The following is a 21801-nucleotide window of genomic DNA, read 5'->3' on the forward strand; positions in this document are numbered from 1 at the left end:
ATTTCTTGAAAATAGGCTTCATTGTAGCCTGCTTTACTATCCATAGAAATAGTGATTAGTATTAATAGAAATTCAAAATACTATGGATACTAATCGGAGCTTGGATAGATACGATTTTATTGTATGTTGATTATTAGGTGTATAGGTAATAGTTTGGAAATATTAGACTTATTGTGCTTTTTAAGAGATCAAATTTGGTGTGGTTGGGCTATTTTTATTTCCAAGTGGTGTTATTTCATGACTATATTATAACTTGAAAAATTCATAGTTATGAAATTCACAACTCATAACTATGTTTTAAAAAAAACATAACTATGAAATTTTATAGGATTTAGCTGTTAAAATCAATATGGATTTCCCCCTTGTCTAAGAAATGACAGGACAATACTATTATATATGCCGTTTATTCTGTATTTTTGCCAGAAAAATTAGCAGACATGGCTGAAAGCAAAGTTGAACACCTATTGGATAGCATTCATTTTCCGGAAGACTTGAGACATTTGTCACAGGATAAGTTGGAGCAGGTATGTGCCGATTTGCGTCAATATATTATCGATGTTTTGTCTGAGAATCCTGGTCACCTAGGTGCAAGCCTTGGTACGGTAGAGCTGACAGTCGCCCTTCATTATGTATTCAATACCCCCTATGACCGTATTGTCTGGGATGTCGGGCATCAAGCTTATGGACATAAAATACTTACAGGAAGGAAAGATATTTTCCATACGCTCCGTAAGTTTAAAGGAATTAGCGGCTTCCCTAATCCGGCGGAAAGCGAGTATGACGCTTTTATCGCCGGACACGCTTCAAATTCAATCTCTGCGGCGATGGGTATGTCGGTAGCCTCGGCCTTGAAGAAGGAACTGGATCGCCATGTGATCGCCGTGATTGGGGATGGCGCTATGACCGGAGGACTCGCCTTCGAGGGGTTGAATAATGCGTCTGCCAACCCTAATAATTTGTTAATTATCCTGAATGATAACGATATGGCGATAGATCATAGCGTAGGTGGTCTTAGCCAGTATTTAGTGGATATAACGACGAGTCAAGCCTATAATAAAATGAGATACGATGTGTATCGAGGCTTAAAGAAGATCAAGCTCATCAATAACGATCGCCGGGAAAACATCTTACGTTTTAACAATAGCCTTAAAGCATTGCTTACCCAGCAACATAATTTATTTGAAGGCTTCAGCATCCGTTACTTTGGTCCGGTGGATGGGCATGATGTAAATTATCTGGTGAAGGTATTGAATGATATAAAAGATATGCAAGGCCCTAAGCTGTTGCACATCAAAACGAAAAAAGGAAAAGGCTTTAAACCTGCGGAAGAGTCCGCTACGGAATGGCATGCTCCCGGAAAGTTCAATAAGGAAACCGGCCAGCGTATTATCGTTCGTAAATTAGATGAGCCTCAATTATATCAAGACGTATTCGGTCATACATTGGTAGAGCTTGCGGAGAATGATGAACGTATTGTAGGCGTAACTCCGGCTATGCCTTCCGGTTGCTCGATGACTTATATGATGAAAGCCTTCCCGGATCGTGCGTTTGACGTGGGAATTGCGGAAGGACATTCCGTAACTTTCTCTGCTGGATTAGCTAAGGAGGGAATGATACCTTTCTGCAACGTGTATTCCTCGTTTATGCAGCGTGCGTATGATATGGTTATCCATGATGTAGCTTTGCAAAAACTACATATGGTGATCTGTCTGGATCGTGCGGGATTAGTGGGAGAGGATGGAGCTACACATCATGGCGTGTTTGATTTAGCATATCTTCGTCCGATACCGAATTTGGTAATCGCTTCCCCATTGAATGAGTTGGATTTACGGAATTTGATGTATACAGGCTATGCCGCTTTTGATGGCCCGTTCGTAATTCGTTACCCTAGAGGTAAGGGGGAGATGAAAGATTGGCGTAACGAGATGCAAGTATTGCCTATAGGAAAAGGGAAAAAGTTGTGTGACGGGGATGATATCGCCGTACTTTCTATCGGACCGATCGGAAACGAGGTGATCAAAGCCATCGAGATGGTGAAAGAAGAGGGGGTATCGATAGCCCATTACGATATGATCTACTTGAAACCGTTGGATGAGGAGCTGTTGCATGAGATCGGGCAGAAATATAACCGTATTATTACGGTAGAGAATGGAGTGATAAAAGGAGGTTTTGGTAGCGCTGTCCTTGAGTTTATGGCAGACAATGGCTATACGCCTCATGTAAAGCGTATCGGAGTGCCGGATGCGTTTATCGAGCATGGTTCTATACCGGAACTGTATCAATTATGTGGTATGGATGCCGAGAGCATCGCGAAACAGTTGAAAAAGGAGAATTGATTATTGTCAATTAATAAAATATGAAAATTGTCATAGCCGGTGCGGGAGAAGTAGGTACACATTTAGCGAAAATGTTATCTCAAGAGAATCAGGACATCATTTTGATGGATCCGAATGAGGAACGGCTGAATTTCTCAAAATCTAGCATGGAGATTCTCCCTATGGTCGGGAATCCGACCTCGCTTAGAGATTTGGAGGAGGCGGGGATCAAGAAAGCGGACTTGTTCGTAAGTGTTACTCCCGAGGAGACTACCAATGTGACGGCTTGTATGTTGGCTCATAATCTAGGAGCGCATCGTACGTTGGCCCGAATCAATAACTACGAATATTTATTACCCAAAAATAAAGAGCTGTTCGAGAAACTGGGAATCAACTCGATGATTTACCCTGAGATGTTGGCGGCTAAGGAGATCGTGACAGCTGTACGCCGTCCGTGGACACGCCAATATTGGGAGCTGTTTGGGGGAGCTTTAATTCTGATAGGTGTTAAAGTTCGGGATAATTCCCGTTTGGTGAACCGGGTATTGGCCGAATTGCTAAATGAGCAGAAGCTATATCATATTGTCGCTATTAAGCGAAAGAACGAGACGATAATCCCCCGTGGTACGGACCGGATAGAGTCTGGTGACATCGTGTTCTTTACGACGACCCGATCTCATATAGAGGATGTACGCTTACTGGCCGGAAAGAAAGATCCGGAAGTAAAGAAGGTTATTATTATGGGAGGAAGCCGTATCGCTATCCGTGCTTGCCAATATTTACCTAATAACATCCGGGTAAAAGTAATTGAGGCTAATAAAGAGAAAAGTCATCGAATCGCTGAGGTTGTTCCTAGTAATGTCTTGATTATAAACGGAGACGGCCGTGATACTGATTTGTTGATGCAAGAAGGCATCAAGGATGCGCAGACTTTTATAGCTTTGACGGAAAATTCCAGCACGAATATATTGGCATGTCTGGCCGCTAAGCGTTTAGGTGTGTTTAAGACAATCGCTAAGATTGAGAATATTGATTATATCCAATTGGCGGAAAGTATGGACATCGGTTCGGTTATCAACAAAAAGCTGATAGCGGCCAGCCATATCTATCAATTTCTTCTGGATGCGGATGTCTCTAACGTGAAATGTTTGACCTTTGCGAATGCGGATGTAGCGGAGTTGGTGGCTCGACCGGATTCAAAGATTACCAAGAAACAAGTCAAGGATCTCCGTCTGCCGAAAGATATGACTCTCGGTGGGTTGATTCGTGACGGTGAACCTATGATGATCAAGGGTGATACTCAGATACAGGCATACGATCATGTTGTCGTATTCTGCTTGGATACGGCTATGCGTAAGCTGGAGGACTACTTTAACTAGTTGATAGTTATGTTGAACGTACGTTTTATAGTGAAGATGCTAGGGGTGATGTTCATCCTTGAGACTTTTTTTATGCTGGCTGCTACTGTCGTAGCCTTCCTTTATCGGGGGAGTGATGTATATCCGCTTCTTATTTCAAGCGGAATCTTATTCGGGACCGGTTTTTTGTTCTACTCTATGGGCTTTAAGGCGAATGAACACTCGGCCGGCCGGCGGGAAGGAATGTTGATCGTGACATTGACATGGATTTTATTCTCTTTATTTGGAATGTTACCATTCTATATAGGAGGATATATAGATAATGTGACCGATGCCTTTTTCGAGACCATGTCCGGATTTACGACTACAGGCTCTACTATTTTAACGAATATAGAAGCGTTGCCTAAAGGTATCTTATTCTGGCGGAGTCTTACACAGTGGCAGGGAGGTATCGGTATGGTCGTATTCACCGTGGCTTTGATGCCTATTTTCGGGGGTGGTGCCTCGCAGATGTTTGATGCCGAAACGCCCGGTATAACCCATGAACGTTTTCGTCCTCGTATTACGCAAGTCGCTAAACGCCTGTGGGGGGTGTATGTTTTTCTGACACTTTTTTTAGTCGGCCTTTTATGGGCTGGTCCGATGAATTTGTATGATGCGGTAAATCATGCGTTCACGGCTATATCTACTGGTGGATATTCAACCAAAAACGCAAGTATCGCTTATTGGAATTCCTCTTATATAGAGTATGTAATAACTATTTTCATGTTTATCGGAGCTACCAATATGACATTGGTTTATTTCTGTTTTAATGGAAATGTGAAGAAATTGATTAAAGATGAGGAGTTTCGCTGGTTTTTCTTTTTTGTTTTAGGCGCTATTATCGTTGTCATGGTGTGGATCTTGTACCTTGGATTCGCCTCGGATGTAGAGAATGCGTTCCGTAAGGCGGCTTTCCAAGTGGTGACCTTGGTTTCTACCTGTGGATTCGCTACGGATGACTATATTCCTTGGGGACCGTTTTTCTGGTTTATCGCATTGATCTTGATGTTTATTTGTGGATGCGCCGGATCTACTTGCGGTGGCTTGAAGATGGGACGCTTCGTTATTTTAACGAAGAATCTCTCCAATGAATTTAAGAAACAGACACATCCCCATGCGGTGATTCCAGTACGAATGAACGGGCATGTCGTATCTGGTGATATCGTACATCGTGTGTTAGCTTTTGTGTTCGCTTATATTACGTTAATCGTGGTGAGCTGTTTGGCTTTATCTTTGGATGGGATGGGATTTTCGGAGGCGATTGGTGCCGCTGTTTCTGCTATAAGTAACGTAGGGCCCGGCTTGGGAACGCTTGGTCCGGTAAGTAATTTTGCGGATGTTCCCACGGTGTCGAAATGGTTTCTGTCTTTTTTGATGTTAACAGGGCGTCTGGAGATATTTACGGTATTAACGATATTAGTCCCCGGTTTTTGGAAACAGTAAAATTATTGAAAATGAAAAGTATACAGGTCATTGCTAGTCTGCTGTGTGGTATTCTGTATTGTGGGATTTCTTTAAATGCCCAGAATGTATTGAAAGCAACAGGTTGGATGCCAGAGCACACATTTACTTCCGGAATAGAAGGTCCGGCTGTAGATAGCGAAGGAAATTTATATGCCGTAAATTATAAGAAAGAAGGGACGATCGGTATTGTACGCCCAGATGGTAGCCATGGCTGTTTTCTCGTTTTGCCGGAAGGATCTACCGGGAATAGTATCCGCTTCGGGAAAGACGGAAATATGTACGTGGCGGATTATACAGGGCATAATATCTTAAAAGTGGATATGAAATCTAAGAAGATCAGCGTATTCGCTCATGAGCCAAAGATGAATCAACCAAACGATATTGTATTTGCCTCCAATGGAAATATCTATGCGAGTGACCCGGATTGGCCGAATCAAAAAGGCCAACTTTGGTTGATTACCCCGGATGCGAAAGTCTCCTTATTGGAGACGAATATGGGAACGACTAATGGCATCGCTGTGAGTGAGGATGGTAAACGCTTGTACATTAATGAATCTGCTCAATTAAAAGTCTGGGTATATGATATATGCCCGGATGGTACTTTAAGGAATAAACGTCTATTTCATACTTTTGAGGGGTACGGTATGGATGGTATGAAGTGTGACGAGAAAGGAAATCTTTATATTTGCCGTTATGATAAGGGTACTATAGCTTTGTTAAATCCGCAAGGAGATTTAGTTGAAGAGATTCAATTGACAGGAAAGCAGCCGTCTAACTTAACATTTGGAGGACCTGATCATCGTCAATGTTATGTGACATTGCAGGATCGGGGTTGTTTTGAAACCTTTAAGGTTCCTTATCCGGGAAAAGAATGGTAACCCGATATACGTTTTTGATTAATTTTGCGTTATAATAGGTACGGAATATTAAAAAGATATATAGATGATAGAATATATAAAGGGTGAAATCGTGGAACTTACACCTACACGTATGATTTTGGAGTGTGGTGGTATAGGCTACGAGCTGAATATATCCTTGAATACATATAGTGCGTTTGGGAGTAAGACTACCGGAAAAATATATATATATGAGGTAATCCGGGAAGATGCTCATTTATTATTTGGCTTTGCCGAGAAAATCGAAAGGGAGTTGTTCCTTTTGCTTACTTCCGTTTCCGGCGTGGGACCGAATACCGCACGCATGATCCTTTCTTCTCTACCGCCATCCGAATTGGTTCAAGTGATCGGTTCGAAGAATGAGGCCGCATTGACTGCCGTGAAAGGGATTGGTTTGAAGACGGCCCAGCGTATCTTGGTAGATTTGAAAAATAAGGTGAAACCTATGGAGAGTATGGCCGGAAACTTGCCGGAGGCATCAGTCTCTAATGGAGCGGTAACCGAGGAGGCCGTAGCCGCATTGGTTATGTTGGGTTTCCAGAAAGCGGCTTCGCAAAAAGCGGTATCCGCTATTTTGAAAGGCTCGCCCACTTTAGCTGTGGAACAAGTAATTAAAACTGCGCTTAGAATGCTTTGATAATTGACAATTGAGGATTAACGATTAACAATTGACAATTAAATGAGAAAATGAGAAAACGAATACTGAAATATTCCATATGGATCGTTGTATTATTGTTTGGTGTCGGCTTGTATTCGCTGAATGCTGATTACCTTGCGTATACATCATCTTTGCCGGAATTGGAGTTGCTGGAAGCTCCGGAGGATACGATTCCTCCCCGTTATCCGGTAGCTAAAACTACACCGGAGGAATATCAAGATATCGTGAAACAATCACCTGCCGATTTGCGTGATCCGGAGAATGTCAAGACTACGATTGAGTATGATTTAAAGACGAATACGTATATTGTCCGTACGAAATTAGGCGATATGGAGATTGGTACGCCGATGAGTTTAACCCCAGCGGAATACCAAGATTATTCTATGCAACAATCACTTCGTTCCTATTTCCGCCAAAAGAACGAGGAAGAATTCCAAAAAGCTACGAATAAACAGTTTAACTTAACCGATATGCAGTTTAATATCGGTGCGGCGGAACGTATTTTCGGCCCCGGTGGAGTACGTGTAAGAACACAAGGTTCGGCCGAGATCACGATGGGATTGAAGACGAATAAGAATAATGATCCTTCTCTTCCGGAGCGTTCCCGTAAACGTACTTTCTTCAATTTTGACGAGAGTGTGCAGTTGAATGTACAAGCCTCGGTGGGTAGCAAGGTGAATTTCGGAATGAATTACAATACCGAGACCTCTTTTGATTTCGATTCCAAAAAATTGAAATTGGCGTATACAGGCGAGGAGGATGAGATTATCAAGTCGTTAGAAGCCGGTAACGTGAGCATGAATACCAGCAATTCCTTGATTAATGGAGGTGCGGCTTTATTTGGTATGAAAGCGGATTTACAATTTGGTAAGTTGCGAGTGAACGCCTTGTTTGCCCAGCAGGAATCTGAATCCAAGACGGTTAGCTCAAAAGGGGGCGTGCAGACGAAGCCCTTTGAGATCAAGGTGGATGAATACGACGAGAACCGTCACTTCTTCTTGGGCCATTATTTCTATGATAACTACGATAAGTTTATGGAGTCTTTGCCTACCGTCACCTCCGGTATCGAGATCTCTAAGATAGAAGTGTGGGTGACCAATAAACGAGGTAATTATGACCAGTCCCGCAATATCGTAGCTTTCACCGATTTGGGAGAAAATGAATCTCGTAATATCGGTAATACTGCGTTGGTGATGCCTTCCGGAACGGACAGACGTCCGAATAATTCCGCAAACAATTTATATACGACTTTAACCACTCAATTTACGGATGCCCGAAAGATAAGTATGGTTAATGATGCGTTGAAAGGCTCCATGGAGGGAGGACGGGATTTTGAAAAAATCGAGAGTGCCCGTTTGCTAGAGTCATCTGAGTATACATTAAACAAGAAATTGGGTTATATTTCTTTGAGGACTCAGTTACAGGCTGATGAGGTATTGGGTGTCGCTTTTAGTTTTATCTATAATGGCAAGACCTATCAAGTCGGTGAGTTCTCTACGGATAATAAAGAGAATACGAGCGACTGTATTTATGTGAAGTTGCTAAAGGGTATCACGATGTCGCCGGATATGATGTTCTGGGACTTGATGATGAAGAACGTATACTCATTGGGTGCTTATTCGGTGCAGAAAGAGAAGTTTAAGTTGAACGTTACCTACCAGAGCGATTCTACCGGTACGTATGTAAACTATCTTCCGGAAGGTAATTGTGCGAATCAAATCTTGATTCGGGTATTAGGGCTGGATCGCTTGGATACCTATGACAATCCGAATCCGGATGGTTTCTTCGATTTTATTGACGGTTATACGATACAGGCGGAGACCGGTAAGATTATATTCCCTTGTGTACAACCTTTCGGCTCGAAATTACGGGAAAAGGTAGGTAATGCCTATGCCAGTAAATATGTATTCCAAGAGTTGTATGACTCGACATTAACCGTTGCCCGCCAGATCGCCGAGAAAAATAAATTTCTTTTAAGTGGTGAGTATAAAGCCTCGTCGGGTTCGGAGATCGACTTGGGAGCTACTAACGTGGCCCGTGGATCCGTACGTGTCACGGCAGGAGGAGCTACACTGACCGAGAATGTGGATTATACGGTAGATTACAGTTTAGGACGTGTGACGATCTTGAATGAGAGCATCATATCGAGTGGGACACCCGTTAGCGTATCTCTGGAGAACCAGTCTACTTTTAATATGCAGCGAAAGACGATGATCGGGTTAGACTTGAATTACCAGTTCAATAAGGACTTCATGGTCGGTGCCACGGTTATGCATATGTCGGAAATGCCTCTTACGGTAAAAACCACTTTGGGAGATGAGTCTATAAAGAATACTTTATGGGGCTTGAATACCTCTTATAAAGCCGAGAGCCAGTGGTTGACAAACGTATTTGATAAGTTACCCTTGTTGACATTGACCAAACCTAGCCAAATCTCATTCAATGCGGAATTCGCTCATTTAATAGCGGGACATTATGAGAATCAATATACGGGTGGTTACTCTTATTTGGATGACTTCGAGTCTACACAAAGTGGTATGGATCTTTTGAACCCGTATGCTTGGAACTTGGCGAGTACCCCCTATGAAGATTCGAATCCTAAATTTCCGGAAGCGGAGAAGGTGAACGATATCGCTTATGGTAAAAACAGAGCTTTGTTGGCTTGGTATACGGTAGACGGAATCTTCACTCGGAAGAGTTCCTCTTCCCGCCCTCGACATCTTACGAATGATGATTTATCGAATCATTACACCCGTGGAGTCAGTTATAAAGAGATCTTCCCGAATAAAGAGTTGGGAACCAATGATAATACGACTTTGCCTGTATTAAACCTCGCTTTTTACCCGAATGAGCGTGGTCCGTATAACCTAGATGCGGAAAATGTAAACTCGGACGGTACGTTGGGTAATCCGGAAAAACGTTGGGGTGGTGTAATGCGCAAGATCGAGCCTAGCGATTTGGAATCTGCCAATTATGAATATATCGAATTCTGGCTTTTAGACCCGTATCTTGAGGACGAGACAGCCGAGGGTGGTGACCTATACTTTAACTTGGGTGAGATTTCCGAGGATATCTTGAAAGATGAGCGGAAATTCTTTGAGAATGGTATGCCCGTGGACGGTGATATGTCGAAAGTTGATACGACTGTTTGGGGTAAGGTGCCTCGCACGCAAAGTACGGGATATGCGTTTGATGCCCAAAATCGTGAGCTGCAAGATGTCGGTTTGAACGGTCTTTCTACGGAGGAAGAGCAAATTTTCCCTACGTATGCGGATTATTTGAATAAATTGAGGGCGAAACTATCCGGCGAGACAATCTCTAAGATGATGGATGATCCGTTTTCTCCTTTTAACGATCCTGCCGGGGATAATTATCACTATTTCCGTGGGGATGATTACGATGCTAAGGAGTTGGATATCCTATCTCGCTATAAACGATATAACGGTACAGAGGGAAACTCACAAGAATCCGATCAAAGATATGCTACAGCCGGAAAGAGTACACCAGATGTGGAAGATATCAATGGCGATAATACGTTGAATGAGACAGAGAAATATTTTGAGTACAAGATCTCTCTCCGTCCAAAAGATTTGCAGGTCGGTGTAAACAACATCGTTGATGAGCGTACTCCGGAAGTAACCTTAATGAATGGTGATAAGGAGAAAGTAAAATGGTATCTATTTAAGATTCCTATTAAAGATTATGAGAAGAGGGTTGGAGCGATCCGGGATTTCAAGACAGTCCGTTTCATGCGTATGTATATGACAGGATTCCGTAAGTCTACGGTTCTGCGTTTCGGTACCTTGGAATTGGTTCGTGGTGATTGGCGTACTTATACGCAGGATTTGTCAAATCCTCTTATTCCGCCAAAGTCTGATGGACAGATCGTCGTATCTTCTGTAAATATAGAGGAGAACGGGCAGCGTCAGCCGGTCAACTATGTGTTGCCTCCGGGTATCAGCCGTATGTTCGATTCCAGTCAGCCTCAGTTGCTTCAACAGAACGAGCAGGCATTGTCTATGAAGATAACGGATTTATCTCCTGCGGATGCACGTGCGGTTTATAAATCTACCGCTTATGACCTTCGCCGGTATAAACGATTACAAATGTTCGCTCATGCGGAAGCGCCGATTGATGAGAGCAAGACTTTGTCGAATGGTGATTTCTCTGTATTTATTCGTTTAGGTTCTGACTATAAGAATAATTATTATGAGTATGAGGTGCCTTTGGATCTGACTCCCCATAGTACTATTCTTTATAATACGAACAATAGTGCGGATCAAGAAAAAGTATGGCCTTTAAATAATACCTTGAATTTTAAACTGGAGACTCTAACCGACTTGAAGTTGGAGCGAAATAAATTGAAACGTCAAGGACAGGGAAATATAAGCTACCAAAAGGTTTATTCGAAAAATGATCCGGATAATACGCGTAATAAAATCAGTATCATCGGTAACCCTAGCTTAGCGGAGGTGAAAGTGATCATGATCGGCGTACGTAATAATACGGGTGATATCAAGAGCGGTGAGGTCTGGGTAAACGAACTTCGTATGACTGATTTCGATGAGAAAGGTGGTTGGGCCGCTAATGCGAATCTGAACGTCGCTTTATCCGATTTGGGTACGGTCAATGTAAGTGGACGAATGGAAACCGCCGGTTTTGGTGCGTTGGATCAGTCGCTGGCCGAACGTCGGATGGATGATTATTCGCAATATAGTGTGGCGACCTCGATTGAGTTGGGTAAGTTGTTCCCTGAGAAAGCAAAGGTTAGCATACCTTTTTACTATGCTTATTCGAAAGAGACTACAACTCCTGAGTATGATCCGTTGAATGAGGATATTAAGCTTTCGGACGCTTTGGATGCGGTAGAGACCCAAGCCGAGAAAGACTCTATCAAGAGTTATTCTTTGGACCAGACCACGATTAAGAGCGTCTCTTTCAATAACGTAAAGGTGGATATCCGTAGTAAGAATCCGATGCCGTATGATCCGGCTAACTTCTCGTTAGGTTACTCTTATAGCCAGAACAGTAAGAAGAATCCGGAGACCGAATATGAGACAACCAAGGATTACCGAGGTAATTTCGCTTATAATTATACGCCTTACGTGAAACCGTTCCGACCCTTCGAGAAGCTGAAGAAGAATAATGGATATACAAAATATATCAAGCAATTCGGACTGAATTACGTCCCGTCGAATATTAGTTTCCAGACGGCGATGATGCGGAATTACTATGAGATTAAGCTAAGGGATTTGACAAGTTCTACGGATGGAGGTAACCAGTTGCTCTCATTCAGTCACAATTTCTTGTGGGACCGTGCCTTCAGTTTGCGTTGGGACTTTACGAATAATCTGAGCATGACGTTTACTTCCGGTACGAATGCCCGCATCGAGGAACCGAATGTTCAAGTGAATAAGAAATTGAATCCGGATGATTATCAGGTATGGAAGGATTCCGTGAAGCAAAGTATCCGTGATTTGGGTACTCCTTTGAAATATGACCAAACGTTTAATGTCACTTGGAATATGCCATTGCAATTCATACCGGCATTGGACTGGGTAAATAGTTCATTGACTTATAATGCCACGTACAACTGGGATCGTGGAGCCAATGTCGCTAGTATTGAGTTGGAACAGGGTAATATAATAAAGAACCAACGTCAATTTGACTGGCAGGGTAGTTTCAATTTGCAGTCATTGTACAATAAGAATAAATATCTGAAGAAGATCAACCAGAAATTTATGGCCTCTTCCCGGGTAAGCGCTCGTCAACCGGAGAAAAAGAAGAAAGAGGTGAAACTAGAGAAAGAGATCCAATTGAGCCCGGATAGTGGAACGATCGTGCAGCATGGAATGTTTACGAAGAAGGTTCGTATCACGGCACGTGGAGCGGACGGGAAGGTCTATTCAATTAAATACAAGCCGATCAATTACGCCCAAGTCATGATCTTGAATAAGGATACGGCCCGTTTGAAGCTGACAATCGTGCCCGGTCCTCAGCCTTTGGAAGGAACCTTGACGAAAGTCGCTGAATATAGTAGCCGTTTCTTGATGATGGTACGTCGGGTAAACATACAATATTCGTTGATAGACGGTATGATGTTGAGTGGTTACGCACCGGAGGTTGGTGATATGTTCGGACAACGGCGTACAGGAACTTTGGCTCCGGGACTCGGTTTTGCTTTTGGAGCGGTAAGAAGGAGCTTTATCGACGAGGCGGACGAGCGGGGCTGGCTGGTAAAGAATGAGAATATGACGACTCCCGCCATGATCAATAGCGCGAAGAATCTTACGATTCGTGCGAATCTAGAACCTATAGCCGGCTTGAAGATTGATTTGAACGCAAACCGGGTAGATACCCGTAGTACCGATATCTATTATATGCAAGACGGTATGCCCGAGCAGATGGGAGGTAGCTTCACGATGACTACGATTGCCTTGGGGAGCGCTTTCGGCGGCAGCGGAAACGCTAATAACGGTTATTCCTCGAAAGCGTTCGATAAATTTATCGCTCATCGTAGCGTGATCGCCCAGCGTTTGATGGATACCTATTCTGGTACGGTTTATCCGAGCTCCGGTTTTATGGCGGGGCATGCTTTAGCGGGAAAACCTTATGATCCAGCCGTAGGGGGAGGCGTAAGCCTGAATTCCATGGAGGTATTGGTACCTGCTTTCTTGGCGGCTTATACGGGTAAGGACCCGAATAAGGTAGGCTTGTCAGCCTTCCCGTCTGTTAAGAGCCTGCTACCGAACTGGCGTGTTACGTATGATGGCTTGATCCGTATACCGGTTATCCGCAAATACTTTAAGAGTATGATGTTAAGTCATCAATATCGTTGTTCCTATAGCGTAGGTGCGTTTTCCTCCTTCTTGGATTGGGTAGATGCCGGGCAGGATGGTTTGGGATATATCCGCGATATCCAGACAGGTAATCCTACGCCGTCGTCTCCTTATGATATAGCGGCCGTGAGTATCACGGAAGGATTCAGCCCGTTGTTTGGTGTGGACGCTACTTTATTGAATAATATAACAGGTAAATTTGAGTTGCGCAAGACTCGTAACTTAAGCTTGAATATTTCCTCTTACCAATTGGTGGAAGCGCTTTCCAACGAATTCGTGATAGGAGTAGGATATAAGTTGACTGAGTTTAACAAGGTGTTGAAAATGAAAAAGACACGCGACTTCAGTAATGATCTTACGATCCGCTTAGATTTCTCTTACCGTAAAATGCAATCGTTGATCCGTAAGATTGAGGATCAGTTTACGCAGGCTACCAGCGGGAATATCGCCAAGACCATCCAGTTCTCTGCGGATTACGGGTTAAGTCGTGCCTTGACATTGAGAGCGTTCTATGATTTACAGATCAATGAGCCGATCGTGTCCACATCTTCTTACCCGACATCGAACTCGAACTATGGTATTAGTTTACGGTTCTCCTTAGCGCAATAAAAAGAGTATAGTCTATTTACAGGACTTCTTGGTCTGTTTTTAAATACCTGTCTAGCGGTATGGAATAAACCTTTATATTTGTGCGAAATATAATTTGGATATGAAGAATACTTACAAATTGATATTATTTCTTCTCTTGATAACCCATGCCTCTTTCGGCCAAGACGTGAAAGGGTATATTAAGGATGCGGAGAGCAAGGAAGCTTTAGCCGGGGTAAACGTTTTTTATAAGGACAAAGGGGGTACGAGAGGAACTGTGTCTGATATAAACGGTTATTATGAGCTGAAAGTGACGGATGGCGACGCTGTATTGACTTTTAGCTATCTGGGATATGAAACGTTGAGCGTTCCCGTGAAAGTAGATCCGGGAGAGTTCTTGACGCATGACGTATCCTTGCGAACAAACTCAAACATGATGGACGAGGTCGTCGTGAGCGTCGGGCGTTATGAGCAAAAGCTAAGCGATATTACCGTCTCTATGGAATTACTGAAAGCGAAAGATATCACTCGTCAGTCTCCGAAAGATTTAACGGACGTATTGAAGAATATCTCCGGTGTGGACGTGACGGACCGGCAACCTTCCGTACGCGGTGGTACGGGATGGACCTATGGCGTGGGTAGCCGTTGCTTGATTCTGGTGGACGGAATGTCGGTGCTAACTCCGGGTTCCGGCGAGATAAACTGGAATATGATCCCGATGGAGAACGTCGATCAAGTAGAGGTACTGAAAGGGGCCTCTTCCGTATTATATGGCTCTTCTGCCTTGAATGGTTTGATTCACGTGAAAACGAAACGCCCCGGATTGGATCCGGTAACACAGGTGAACGTACAAGGAGGATTGTATGGGAAGCCGCGCCAAGACGGGACGCCTTTATATGGAGGCTTGGATCTCTCTCATTCCCGTAGGATCAAGAATTTTGATTTGACAGTGGGGGCTAATACATTCTTGGACGACGGGTATCGGCAGGATAATTACAATCGCCGTGTCCGGGTCGGTGGGAATCTTACGTATCACGATCCCCGGGTACAAGGGTTGAACTATGGCGTGAACGTGAATTATTTGTATAACGATTATACCGGTTTCTTTATCTGGCGTTCTCCGGAGGAGCCCTATATTCAATCTCCGCTGGCGAATATGGGACGCCGTGAGAATACATTTTATATAGATCCCTTCTTGAATTATACGAATTCGGAAAAAGGGACGACTCATCGTTTCAAGGGGCGTTTCTTCCATCGGGGAAGCCGTATCATCACGCATACTACGGATAAGTCTCTTTTTGACATAACGAATAATATGGGTTTTGATATCTCATCCGTCCCGGAGATTATCAATATGGCGCAAAACTGGCAAACCGAGTTATTGCCGACCTTCTTACCGTATTTGCCGGAGGTGATGAACGGGAAGGTGAGCGGATTGATGGGTGAATTGGGCAAGCTGGGAAATCATTTTTTCCCGACAGCTACCTCGGCGGATTATATGGACTTGATTTCTTGGGTGATGGGACGTACTCCGCTACCCGATAAGAATAACGTAGGGGCTTGGTTGGTAGATGCCATGAAACCGATGGAGAAAAAAGCGCCGGAGGCTACGGATCATACCTATTCCTATAATCTGGATTACCAATTCAGCAAGAAGTTCGAACATTCACAACTCACGGTTGGAGGTACTTATGAGCGTATTCATGCGGATTCGAAAGTGACCGGGCAGCATAGTAGCGATAATGTGGCTACCTTCCTGCAATATGATCATAAGTTTATCGATCGTTTGAACGTCTCGGTCGGTGTTCGTCTGGAGTATTACCGGGTCGATGATTTCTACCGGGAAGCGGAGACGAAGATTTTCGGGGCGAAGGTTCCGGTAAAACCTGTTTTCCGTGGAGGCTTGAATTATGAATTGGGTGAGTATAGTTTTATCCGGGCATCTTTCGGACAGGGATACCGTTATCCATCCGTTACGGAGAAGTTTATCCTGAAGGATATCGGAGGTGTGGGAGCTTTCCCGAACGCTGAATTGAAAGCGGAGCAAGGTTATAATGCCGAACTTGGTTTCAAGCAAGGCTATAAGTTCGGCAATTTGAAGGGCTTTATCGATGTGGCCGGCTTTTATACCCGTTACAAGGATATGATCGAGTTCCGTTTCGGCCTGTTTAATAATAAGACCTTCGATTATATCGATGGGCTTTCCAAGTTGTTCAATGCGTTCTCTAGCGGCGACGGCTTAGGAATCGGCGCTCAGTTCACGAACGTAGGCCGGGCGGAGATTTATGGGGTAGACTTGTCTACCTCGGGTGTGTATGAGTTTAACCGTGATACTCGTCTGGCATATACTTTGGGGTATGTTTATACGAATCCGATCGATATGGACGTGGATTCACGGAACGCGGAGGAGGAAGCGAATGATGACTTAATGGCGATGCGTTCGAAATCGAATGACAGCAAGTATTTAAAATATCGCCAGAAACATTCCGTAAAGGGGGTATTTGATCTGGAATGGAAACAGTTTAATATCGGAACGAATATGTCATGGAAAAGCAAGACATTGGCGGTCGATTATTTTATGGTCGATGAGCGTACGAAAGCGGAGCCTAACCTGATGGATTATATGCGCTCGATGCTATTCGGAAACTTACATGATTATTGGGCAGAGAACAATAAAGGATATTTCGTCATGGATATGCGTGTCGGGATGAAAGTGACGAAGAATATCCATGTACAAGGACTGGTGAACAACCTCTTAAACAAGCGCTATAGCGCCCGCCCGATGGATGTCGGCGCACCCCGGACTTTCATTCTGCAAGTAGGAGCCAATTTCTAACAAATTACCTAGTTGTAGAGACGGAGCGTGCTCTGTCTCTACAACATGTGATAGTTTTTCAATTCGCTTCGTAAACGAATCGCTTGATTGTCCGTCACCTTATCCATCAGTTTCCAGAATCTTTCGCTATGGTTCATCTCTATCGTATGGCAAAGCTCATGCAATAATACATAATCCACCAAATGCCAAGGAAGAAGCATTAATGATTGCGAGAGGTTAATGCTCTTCTTCATTGTACAACTTCCCCAATGCGTTTTGCTATTATTGATTTTCACCCCGGTCAACATAAATCCATGTTGTCTAGCCAATAGCGTGATACGTTCCGGCAACAACCGTTTCGCCTCGTGGCGGAGCGCCTTCTCCAGCATGGATTTCAATAAGGATTGCACCTCTTCCTCCTCGAAACGAGTCTCATTCGGACAAGCGATATGCAGTACTCCATCCTCCAATCTCATGTAGAAATTACTTCGCTCGGTGCGGAAGATATGCAAGCGGAATGTCGTAGCCTGTAACTCCGATCTTTCGTCGAGCAGGGGCCGGGCCGGATGCTTCTGGAGCGCTTTTACCAGCCGGGCCTTGTTCTCCATGATAAAAGCGATCATACGTTTCTCGTCTCCCCCGGGTGGCATCGTGGCGGTTATCTTTCCTTTTGATATCTTGAGCGTGTATCGAGTGGCCCGGGGAGTGGTACGGAGCGTTATGACTCCCAAATCCTTGTCTTGTATATTCTTTTCCATTCCTGCCACAAAAGTAATACATTGAGAAAAACAATAATACGATGGAATTGATTATCTTCGCGATCGTAAAGGTTAAAAACATAATCAATATAATAAATTAGCAATCATGAGCAAAAAAGCACTTTTAATTATCTGTGATGGTTGGGGAATTGGTGACAAAGGTAAAGACGACGTGATCTTTAACACGCCGACTCCATATTGGGACGAGTTATTGAAAACTTATCCAGCCTCACAGTTACAGGCTTCTGGCGAGAACGTTGGTTTGCCTGACGGACAAATGGGTAACTCTGAGGTGGGCCACTTGAACATCGGTGCTGGCCGTATCGTTTACCAAGATTTGGTGAAGATCAACATCGCTTGCCGCGAGAATACGATCATGGAGAACCCGGAGATCAAACGTGCTTATAGCTACGCGAAAGAGAATAATAAGCAGATCCACTTCATGGGCTTGGTTTCCGATGGTGGTGTACATAGCTCTTTGGAGCATCTTTTGAAGTTGACGGATATCGCCAAGGAATACGGAATCAGCAAGGCTTATGTACATTGCTTCATGGATGGCCGTGATACGGACCCGAAGAGTGGTAAAGGTTTTATCGAGACGTTGGAGAATCATCTGAAGACTACCGGCGGTAAGATCGCTTCTATCATCGGACGTTATTACGCTATGGACCGCGACAAACGTTGGGAACGTGTGAAAGAGGCTTACGACTTATTGGTCGAAGGTAAGGGTAAGCAAGCCGAGTGCATGGTAAAAGCGATGGAAGAGTCGTACGCCGAGGGTGTAACGGACGAGTTCATCAAGCCGATCGTTCACGTTGAGAACGGAAAGCCGGTTGCTGTTATCGAGGAAGGCGATGTCGTGATCTTCTTCAACTACCGTAACGACCGTGCGAAAGAGCTTACAGTTGTATTGACTCAGCAAGATATGCCGGAGGCCGGTATGCATACGATCCCTGGCTTGCAATATTTCTGTATGACTCCGTATGACGCTAGCTTCAAGGGTGTTCATATCTTGTTCGACAAAGAGAACGTAAATAATACGCTGGGTGAGTTCTTGGCAAACGTAGGTAAGACTCAGTTGCATATCGCCGAGACAGAGAAATACGCTCACGTGACTTTCTTCTTCAACGGTGGCCGTGAGACTCCGTTCGATAGCGAGGAGCGTATCTTGGTCCCTTCTCCTAAAGTGGCTACTTACGACTTAAAACCGGAAATGAGCGCTTTCGAGGTGAAAGATAAATTGGTGGACGCTATCAATACGAAGAAATTCGATTTTATCGTAGTGAACTACGCCAACGGTGATATGGTAGGCCATACGGGTGTCTACAAAGCGATCGAGAAAGCGGTCGTAACGATCGACGCTTGCTTGCACGATACGGTTGAGGCCGCTAAAGCCAACGACTATGAGGTAATCATCATCGCTGACCATGGTAACGCGGATCACGCCTTGAACGAGGATGGCACTCCGAATACGGCTCACTCCTTGAACCCTGTTCCATTCGTTTATGTGACAGCCAACAAGGACGCTAAAGTAGAGGATGGTATTTTGGCCGATGTGGCTCCTTCAATCCTTCACATCTTGGGCTTGAAACAGCCGAAGGAGATGACTGGCAAGTCATTGATTAAATAAGAGCTAGGCGCATCTTATGATCCAGATAGATGACACTTTAGTAAGTCTTGACGTTATCGAGCGTTATTTTTTATGTGATCTTTCCAAATGTAAGGGGGAATGCTGCGTGGAAGGAGATTCCGGCGCTCCATTAGAGGATTCGGAGTTGGCGAAGCTCCAGAAAGTATTGCCCATTATCTGGGATGATTTATCCCCGAAAGCTCAAGAGGTCATTCATAAGCAAGGCGTAGCTTATATCGATGAGGAAGGCGATACGGTTACCTCTATCGTGAACGGCAAAGATTGTGTCTTTACCTGTTACGACGCCGATGGTACTTGTAAATGCGCTATTGAGAAAGCATACCGGGAAGGTAAGACGGATTTCTATAAGCCTGTTTCTTGCCATCTTTACCCGATACGTGTCACTCAGTATCGGGATTTCAAGGCCGTGAACTATCATCGCTGGAGCGTTTGTAAGGCAGCGGAGATCTTAGGAAAGAAAGAGCAATTGCCGGTTTATAAGTTCCTCAAGGAGCCCTTGATCCGTAAGTTCGGCCAGGCTTGGTATAAGGCCTTGGAAGAGTGTGCGGAGGAATGGAAGAAGCAGCGTGAGGAGTAGCTTTTAGATCGTTTATAAATATAAAAAATCCCTTCAGTCTCTCCCTTTGATAACTATACGTTAAAAACGGATGGAGGCTGAAGGGATTTTGTTTTATAGTCGCTCTATTTCCTCAAGGGAAAGGCCGGTGCATTTTTGGATGATAAGAGGGGTTATTCCCTCGGCTTTCATATTACGTGCCGTAGATTCTTTCCCTTTTTGCAGTCCTTCTTGCAATCCTTCTTGTAATCCTTTTTGCAATCCTTTTTCCATGCCTTCTTCCATCCCTTTTTTCATGCCTTTCTCAACGGCGAAGTCCAAGGTGTTATAATAATCATTATACATCTTCCACTCCGCCTCGTACTGCGCTCGTTGTTTGGGGGTGAGGTTCGCCATGGATCCGATGCGTTCCAACCGCTCGAATATGGCCTTGCGTGCCTTGAAAGGCATTCTGTCTAATGTATCCATATGCTTTAGTACATAAATCCAACGTTCAAAATCTGTCTCGCATTCTTCCTCCTCTTTGTTGAATCGAGGAAGCTCAATATAGATCTGGCGGAACTTGGGGTTGAATACCTGTCCGTTCTCCCGATCCGCCAGCACGATGTCCCTTCGGAACTTTCCTTCGTTCCTGTTATTGTTTGGCCTGTTCTCCTCGTCTAGCGTGAAGTTCAAGAAAAAAACACCGTACACAGCCGCCAGCTCATAGTCCCATGTTCCCTTTATCCCCTGTTCCACCACCGAGTGCGAGAGGTAGTATAAGGCCCTGTCCTTGAAGTGGGGCTGTTCCCTGTTCTGCATCTCGATTATGATCCGTTCGCCCTTGTCGGTCTCGCAATGGATATCGAAGATGACCTTCCTTCCTTGCTCTGTCTCGGGCAATCGCTCATTGTTCATGATCCTCAGGTCCATGATAGTATGCTCCCCTTCGAGGAGGTCATTCAGGAACTCGATTAAAATGTCCTTGTCCATTTCCCTGCCGAATATGTGCTTGAAGCCGAAATCGGTGAAGGGGTTGATAAATTTTCCCATAGTGTTTATAGGTTTTAGTGATTAATAGGATATAGATGGCTCTTTTCCATCTTTGGCGATAAAGATACGATTTTTATTATATGGGGCATTCATTTAGGCTTTAAAAAAACACGTACGTCTTTTTTTCGGAAATATCTTGTGTAGTTTGAGTGAAGACGAGATATAGTGAACGCATAAAGGATACAGCCTTAAAGCTAAAGGTGGGTTAATGAGGCTTTCCGCGTCAAATGTAAGCCATAGCTTATTTTAAATGCGGGAAACATGTGCCTGTACAGGCCCTGATAACCAAGAAACGGGCCCTCTCATTGGCTGTTGAAGTGAATAACTGACGGCTTGGGAAGTGAATAACTAATCACTTGGAAAGCCTTTTTATACCGGAACCAACAAGGTCTTCTCAGTGACTTTGGGATGCGGTTCAGTTATCCTGCGGGGCTTTTCTATGTCGATTATTCTGTTGTAGCCCTTGCGGATGGATGGTAAGCGAAGCGGCGATAATCATGACAGTTTGTGCAAAACAAGGCTGTTTGTTTGACATACCTCTTCTTTGGAGAAGTCTAACCAGAGAGAAGAAATAGGTGAAAAGGGCCTTTTTGTCTCTTATTTATAGGTAAAAGGTCGCTTTTCCGGTGAGAAAGGTGGTGTTTGCCCATGCGAATATATGCGTTAGCCGACGCAACCGTATGTTTTAGCCGACGTAACCGTATGTATTAGGTGATACATACGGTAGTAATCCCCATCGCATACGATAGAAATAGCCTTCACATACGGATGAATTACAGGTTTTAGCCTTAAGAATATGAATTAGGATGAATAATTTTCGCCAGAATGA

Annotated in this window: 11 protein-coding genes; 9 read left to right on the top strand and 2 right to left on the bottom strand. The window is 44.1% G+C overall.

Annotated elements, in window-relative coordinates; all coding sequences use genetic code 11:
• The first annotated feature begins 437 nt into the window (after positions 1-437).
• From dxs to CI959_RS09315, 7 genes are all read left to right on the top strand, one after another.
• Positions 438-2336 carry a 1-deoxy-D-xylulose-5-phosphate synthase gene (gene dxs / locus CI959_RS09285; protein ID WP_009276429.1) on the top strand — a complete coding sequence of 633 codons (1899 nt, stop codon included), beginning with the start codon at positions 438-440 and terminating at the stop codon, positions 2334-2336.
• Positions 2337-2356: 20 nt separating this feature from the next.
• Positions 2357-3694 (top strand): Trk system potassium transporter TrkA, encoded by a 1338-nt coding sequence (trkA, locus tag CI959_RS09290; RefSeq protein WP_005861043.1) that lies wholly within the window; start codon positions 2357-2359, stop codon positions 3692-3694.
• Positions 3695-3703: 9 nt separating this feature from the next.
• Positions 3704-5158, top strand: coding sequence for a TrkH family potassium uptake protein (locus CI959_RS09295; protein ID WP_008780644.1), 1455 nt, complete (start codon positions 3704-3706; stop codon positions 5156-5158).
• An 11-nt stretch (positions 5159-5169) separates the two neighbouring features.
• Positions 5170-6057, top strand: coding sequence for an SMP-30/gluconolactonase/LRE family protein (locus CI959_RS09300; protein ID WP_005861047.1), 888 nt, complete (start codon positions 5170-5172; stop codon positions 6055-6057).
• A 64-nt stretch (positions 6058-6121) separates the two neighbouring features.
• A complete protein-coding gene (ruvA, locus tag CI959_RS09305; protein ID WP_005861049.1) occupies positions 6122-6712 on the top strand; it encodes a Holliday junction branch migration protein RuvA in 591 nt (196 codons plus the stop codon).
• Between the two features lie 50 nt (positions 6713-6762).
• The gene (gene sprA / locus CI959_RS09310; protein ID WP_009018390.1) at positions 6763-14181 is read left to right on the top strand and encodes a cell surface protein SprA; all 7419 of its coding nucleotides are present in this window, start codon (positions 6763-6765) and stop codon (positions 14179-14181) included.
• A gap of 100 nt (positions 14182-14281) precedes the next feature.
• Entirely contained in the window at positions 14282-16996 is a 2715-nt protein-coding gene (locus CI959_RS09315) for a TonB-dependent receptor (RefSeq protein ID WP_005861053.1), read from the top strand.
• A 38-nt stretch (positions 16997-17034) separates the two neighbouring features.
• Here the strand turns inward: CI959_RS09315 and CI959_RS09320 are convergent, their stop codons facing one another.
• A complete protein-coding gene (locus tag CI959_RS09320) occupies positions 17035-17733 on the bottom strand; it encodes a M48 family metallopeptidase (RefSeq protein ID WP_005861055.1) in 699 nt (232 codons plus the stop codon).
• 106 nt (positions 17734-17839) lie between these two features.
• Here CI959_RS09320 and gpmI point away from each other — a divergent pair, with 106 nt between their 5' ends.
• Both gpmI and CI959_RS09330 read left to right on the top strand, forming a co-directional pair.
• Positions 17840-19363, top strand: a complete 1524-nt coding sequence (gpmI, locus tag CI959_RS09325) for a 2,3-bisphosphoglycerate-independent phosphoglycerate mutase (RefSeq protein WP_057316879.1) — start codon at positions 17840-17842, stop codon at positions 19361-19363.
• A gap of 16 nt (positions 19364-19379) precedes the next feature.
• Positions 19380-19961 (top strand): DUF3109 family protein, encoded by a 582-nt coding sequence (locus tag CI959_RS09330; RefSeq protein WP_005861059.1) that lies wholly within the window; start codon positions 19380-19382, stop codon positions 19959-19961.
• A gap of 93 nt (positions 19962-20054) precedes the next feature.
• On the opposite strand, the gene CI959_RS09335 is transcribed toward CI959_RS09330, so the two are convergent.
• Positions 20055-20972 carry an Rpn family recombination-promoting nuclease/putative transposase gene (locus tag CI959_RS09335; RefSeq protein WP_057316878.1) on the bottom strand — a complete coding sequence of 306 codons (918 nt, stop codon included), beginning with the start codon at positions 20970-20972 and terminating at the stop codon, positions 20055-20057.
• Positions 20973-21801 lie beyond the last annotated feature (829 nt).

The organism is Parabacteroides sp. AT13, assembly GCF_002272965.1.
Taxonomy (GTDB): Bacteria; Bacteroidota; Bacteroidia; order Bacteroidales; family Tannerellaceae; genus Parabacteroides; species Parabacteroides distasonis.

What these genes read in the sequence shown, in the direction of transcription:
- dxs (WP_009276429.1), top strand. Translation starts at nt 438, where the DNA reads ATGGCTGAAAGCAAAGTTGAACACCTATTGGATAGCATTCATTTTCCG.
- gpmI (WP_057316879.1), top strand. Translation starts at nt 17,840, where the DNA reads ATGAGCAAAAAAGCACTTTTAATTATCTGTGATGGTTGGGGAATTGGT.
- CI959_RS09300 (WP_005861047.1), top strand. Translation starts at nt 5,170, where the DNA reads ATGAAAAGTATACAGGTCATTGCTAGTCTGCTGTGTGGTATTCTGTAT.
- trkA (WP_005861043.1), top strand. Translation starts at nt 2,357, where the DNA reads ATGAAAATTGTCATAGCCGGTGCGGGAGAAGTAGGTACACATTTAGCG.
- CI959_RS09315 (WP_005861053.1), top strand. Translation starts at nt 14,282, where the DNA reads ATGAAGAATACTTACAAATTGATATTATTTCTTCTCTTGATAACCCAT.
- CI959_RS09330 (WP_005861059.1), top strand. Translation starts at nt 19,380, where the DNA reads ATGATCCAGATAGATGACACTTTAGTAAGTCTTGACGTTATCGAGCGT.
- CI959_RS09320 (WP_005861055.1), bottom strand. Translation starts at nt 17,733, where the DNA reads ATGGAAAAGAATATACAAGACAAGGATTTGGGAGTCATAACGCTCCGT.
- CI959_RS09295 (WP_008780644.1), top strand. Translation starts at nt 3,704, where the DNA reads ATGTTGAACGTACGTTTTATAGTGAAGATGCTAGGGGTGATGTTCATC.
- CI959_RS09335 (WP_057316878.1), bottom strand. Translation starts at nt 20,972, where the DNA reads ATGGGAAAATTTATCAACCCCTTCACCGATTTCGGCTTCAAGCACATA.
- ruvA (WP_005861049.1), top strand. Translation starts at nt 6,122, where the DNA reads ATGATAGAATATATAAAGGGTGAAATCGTGGAACTTACACCTACACGT.
- sprA (WP_009018390.1), top strand. Translation starts at nt 6,763, where the DNA reads ATGAGAAAACGAATACTGAAATATTCCATATGGATCGTTGTATTATTG.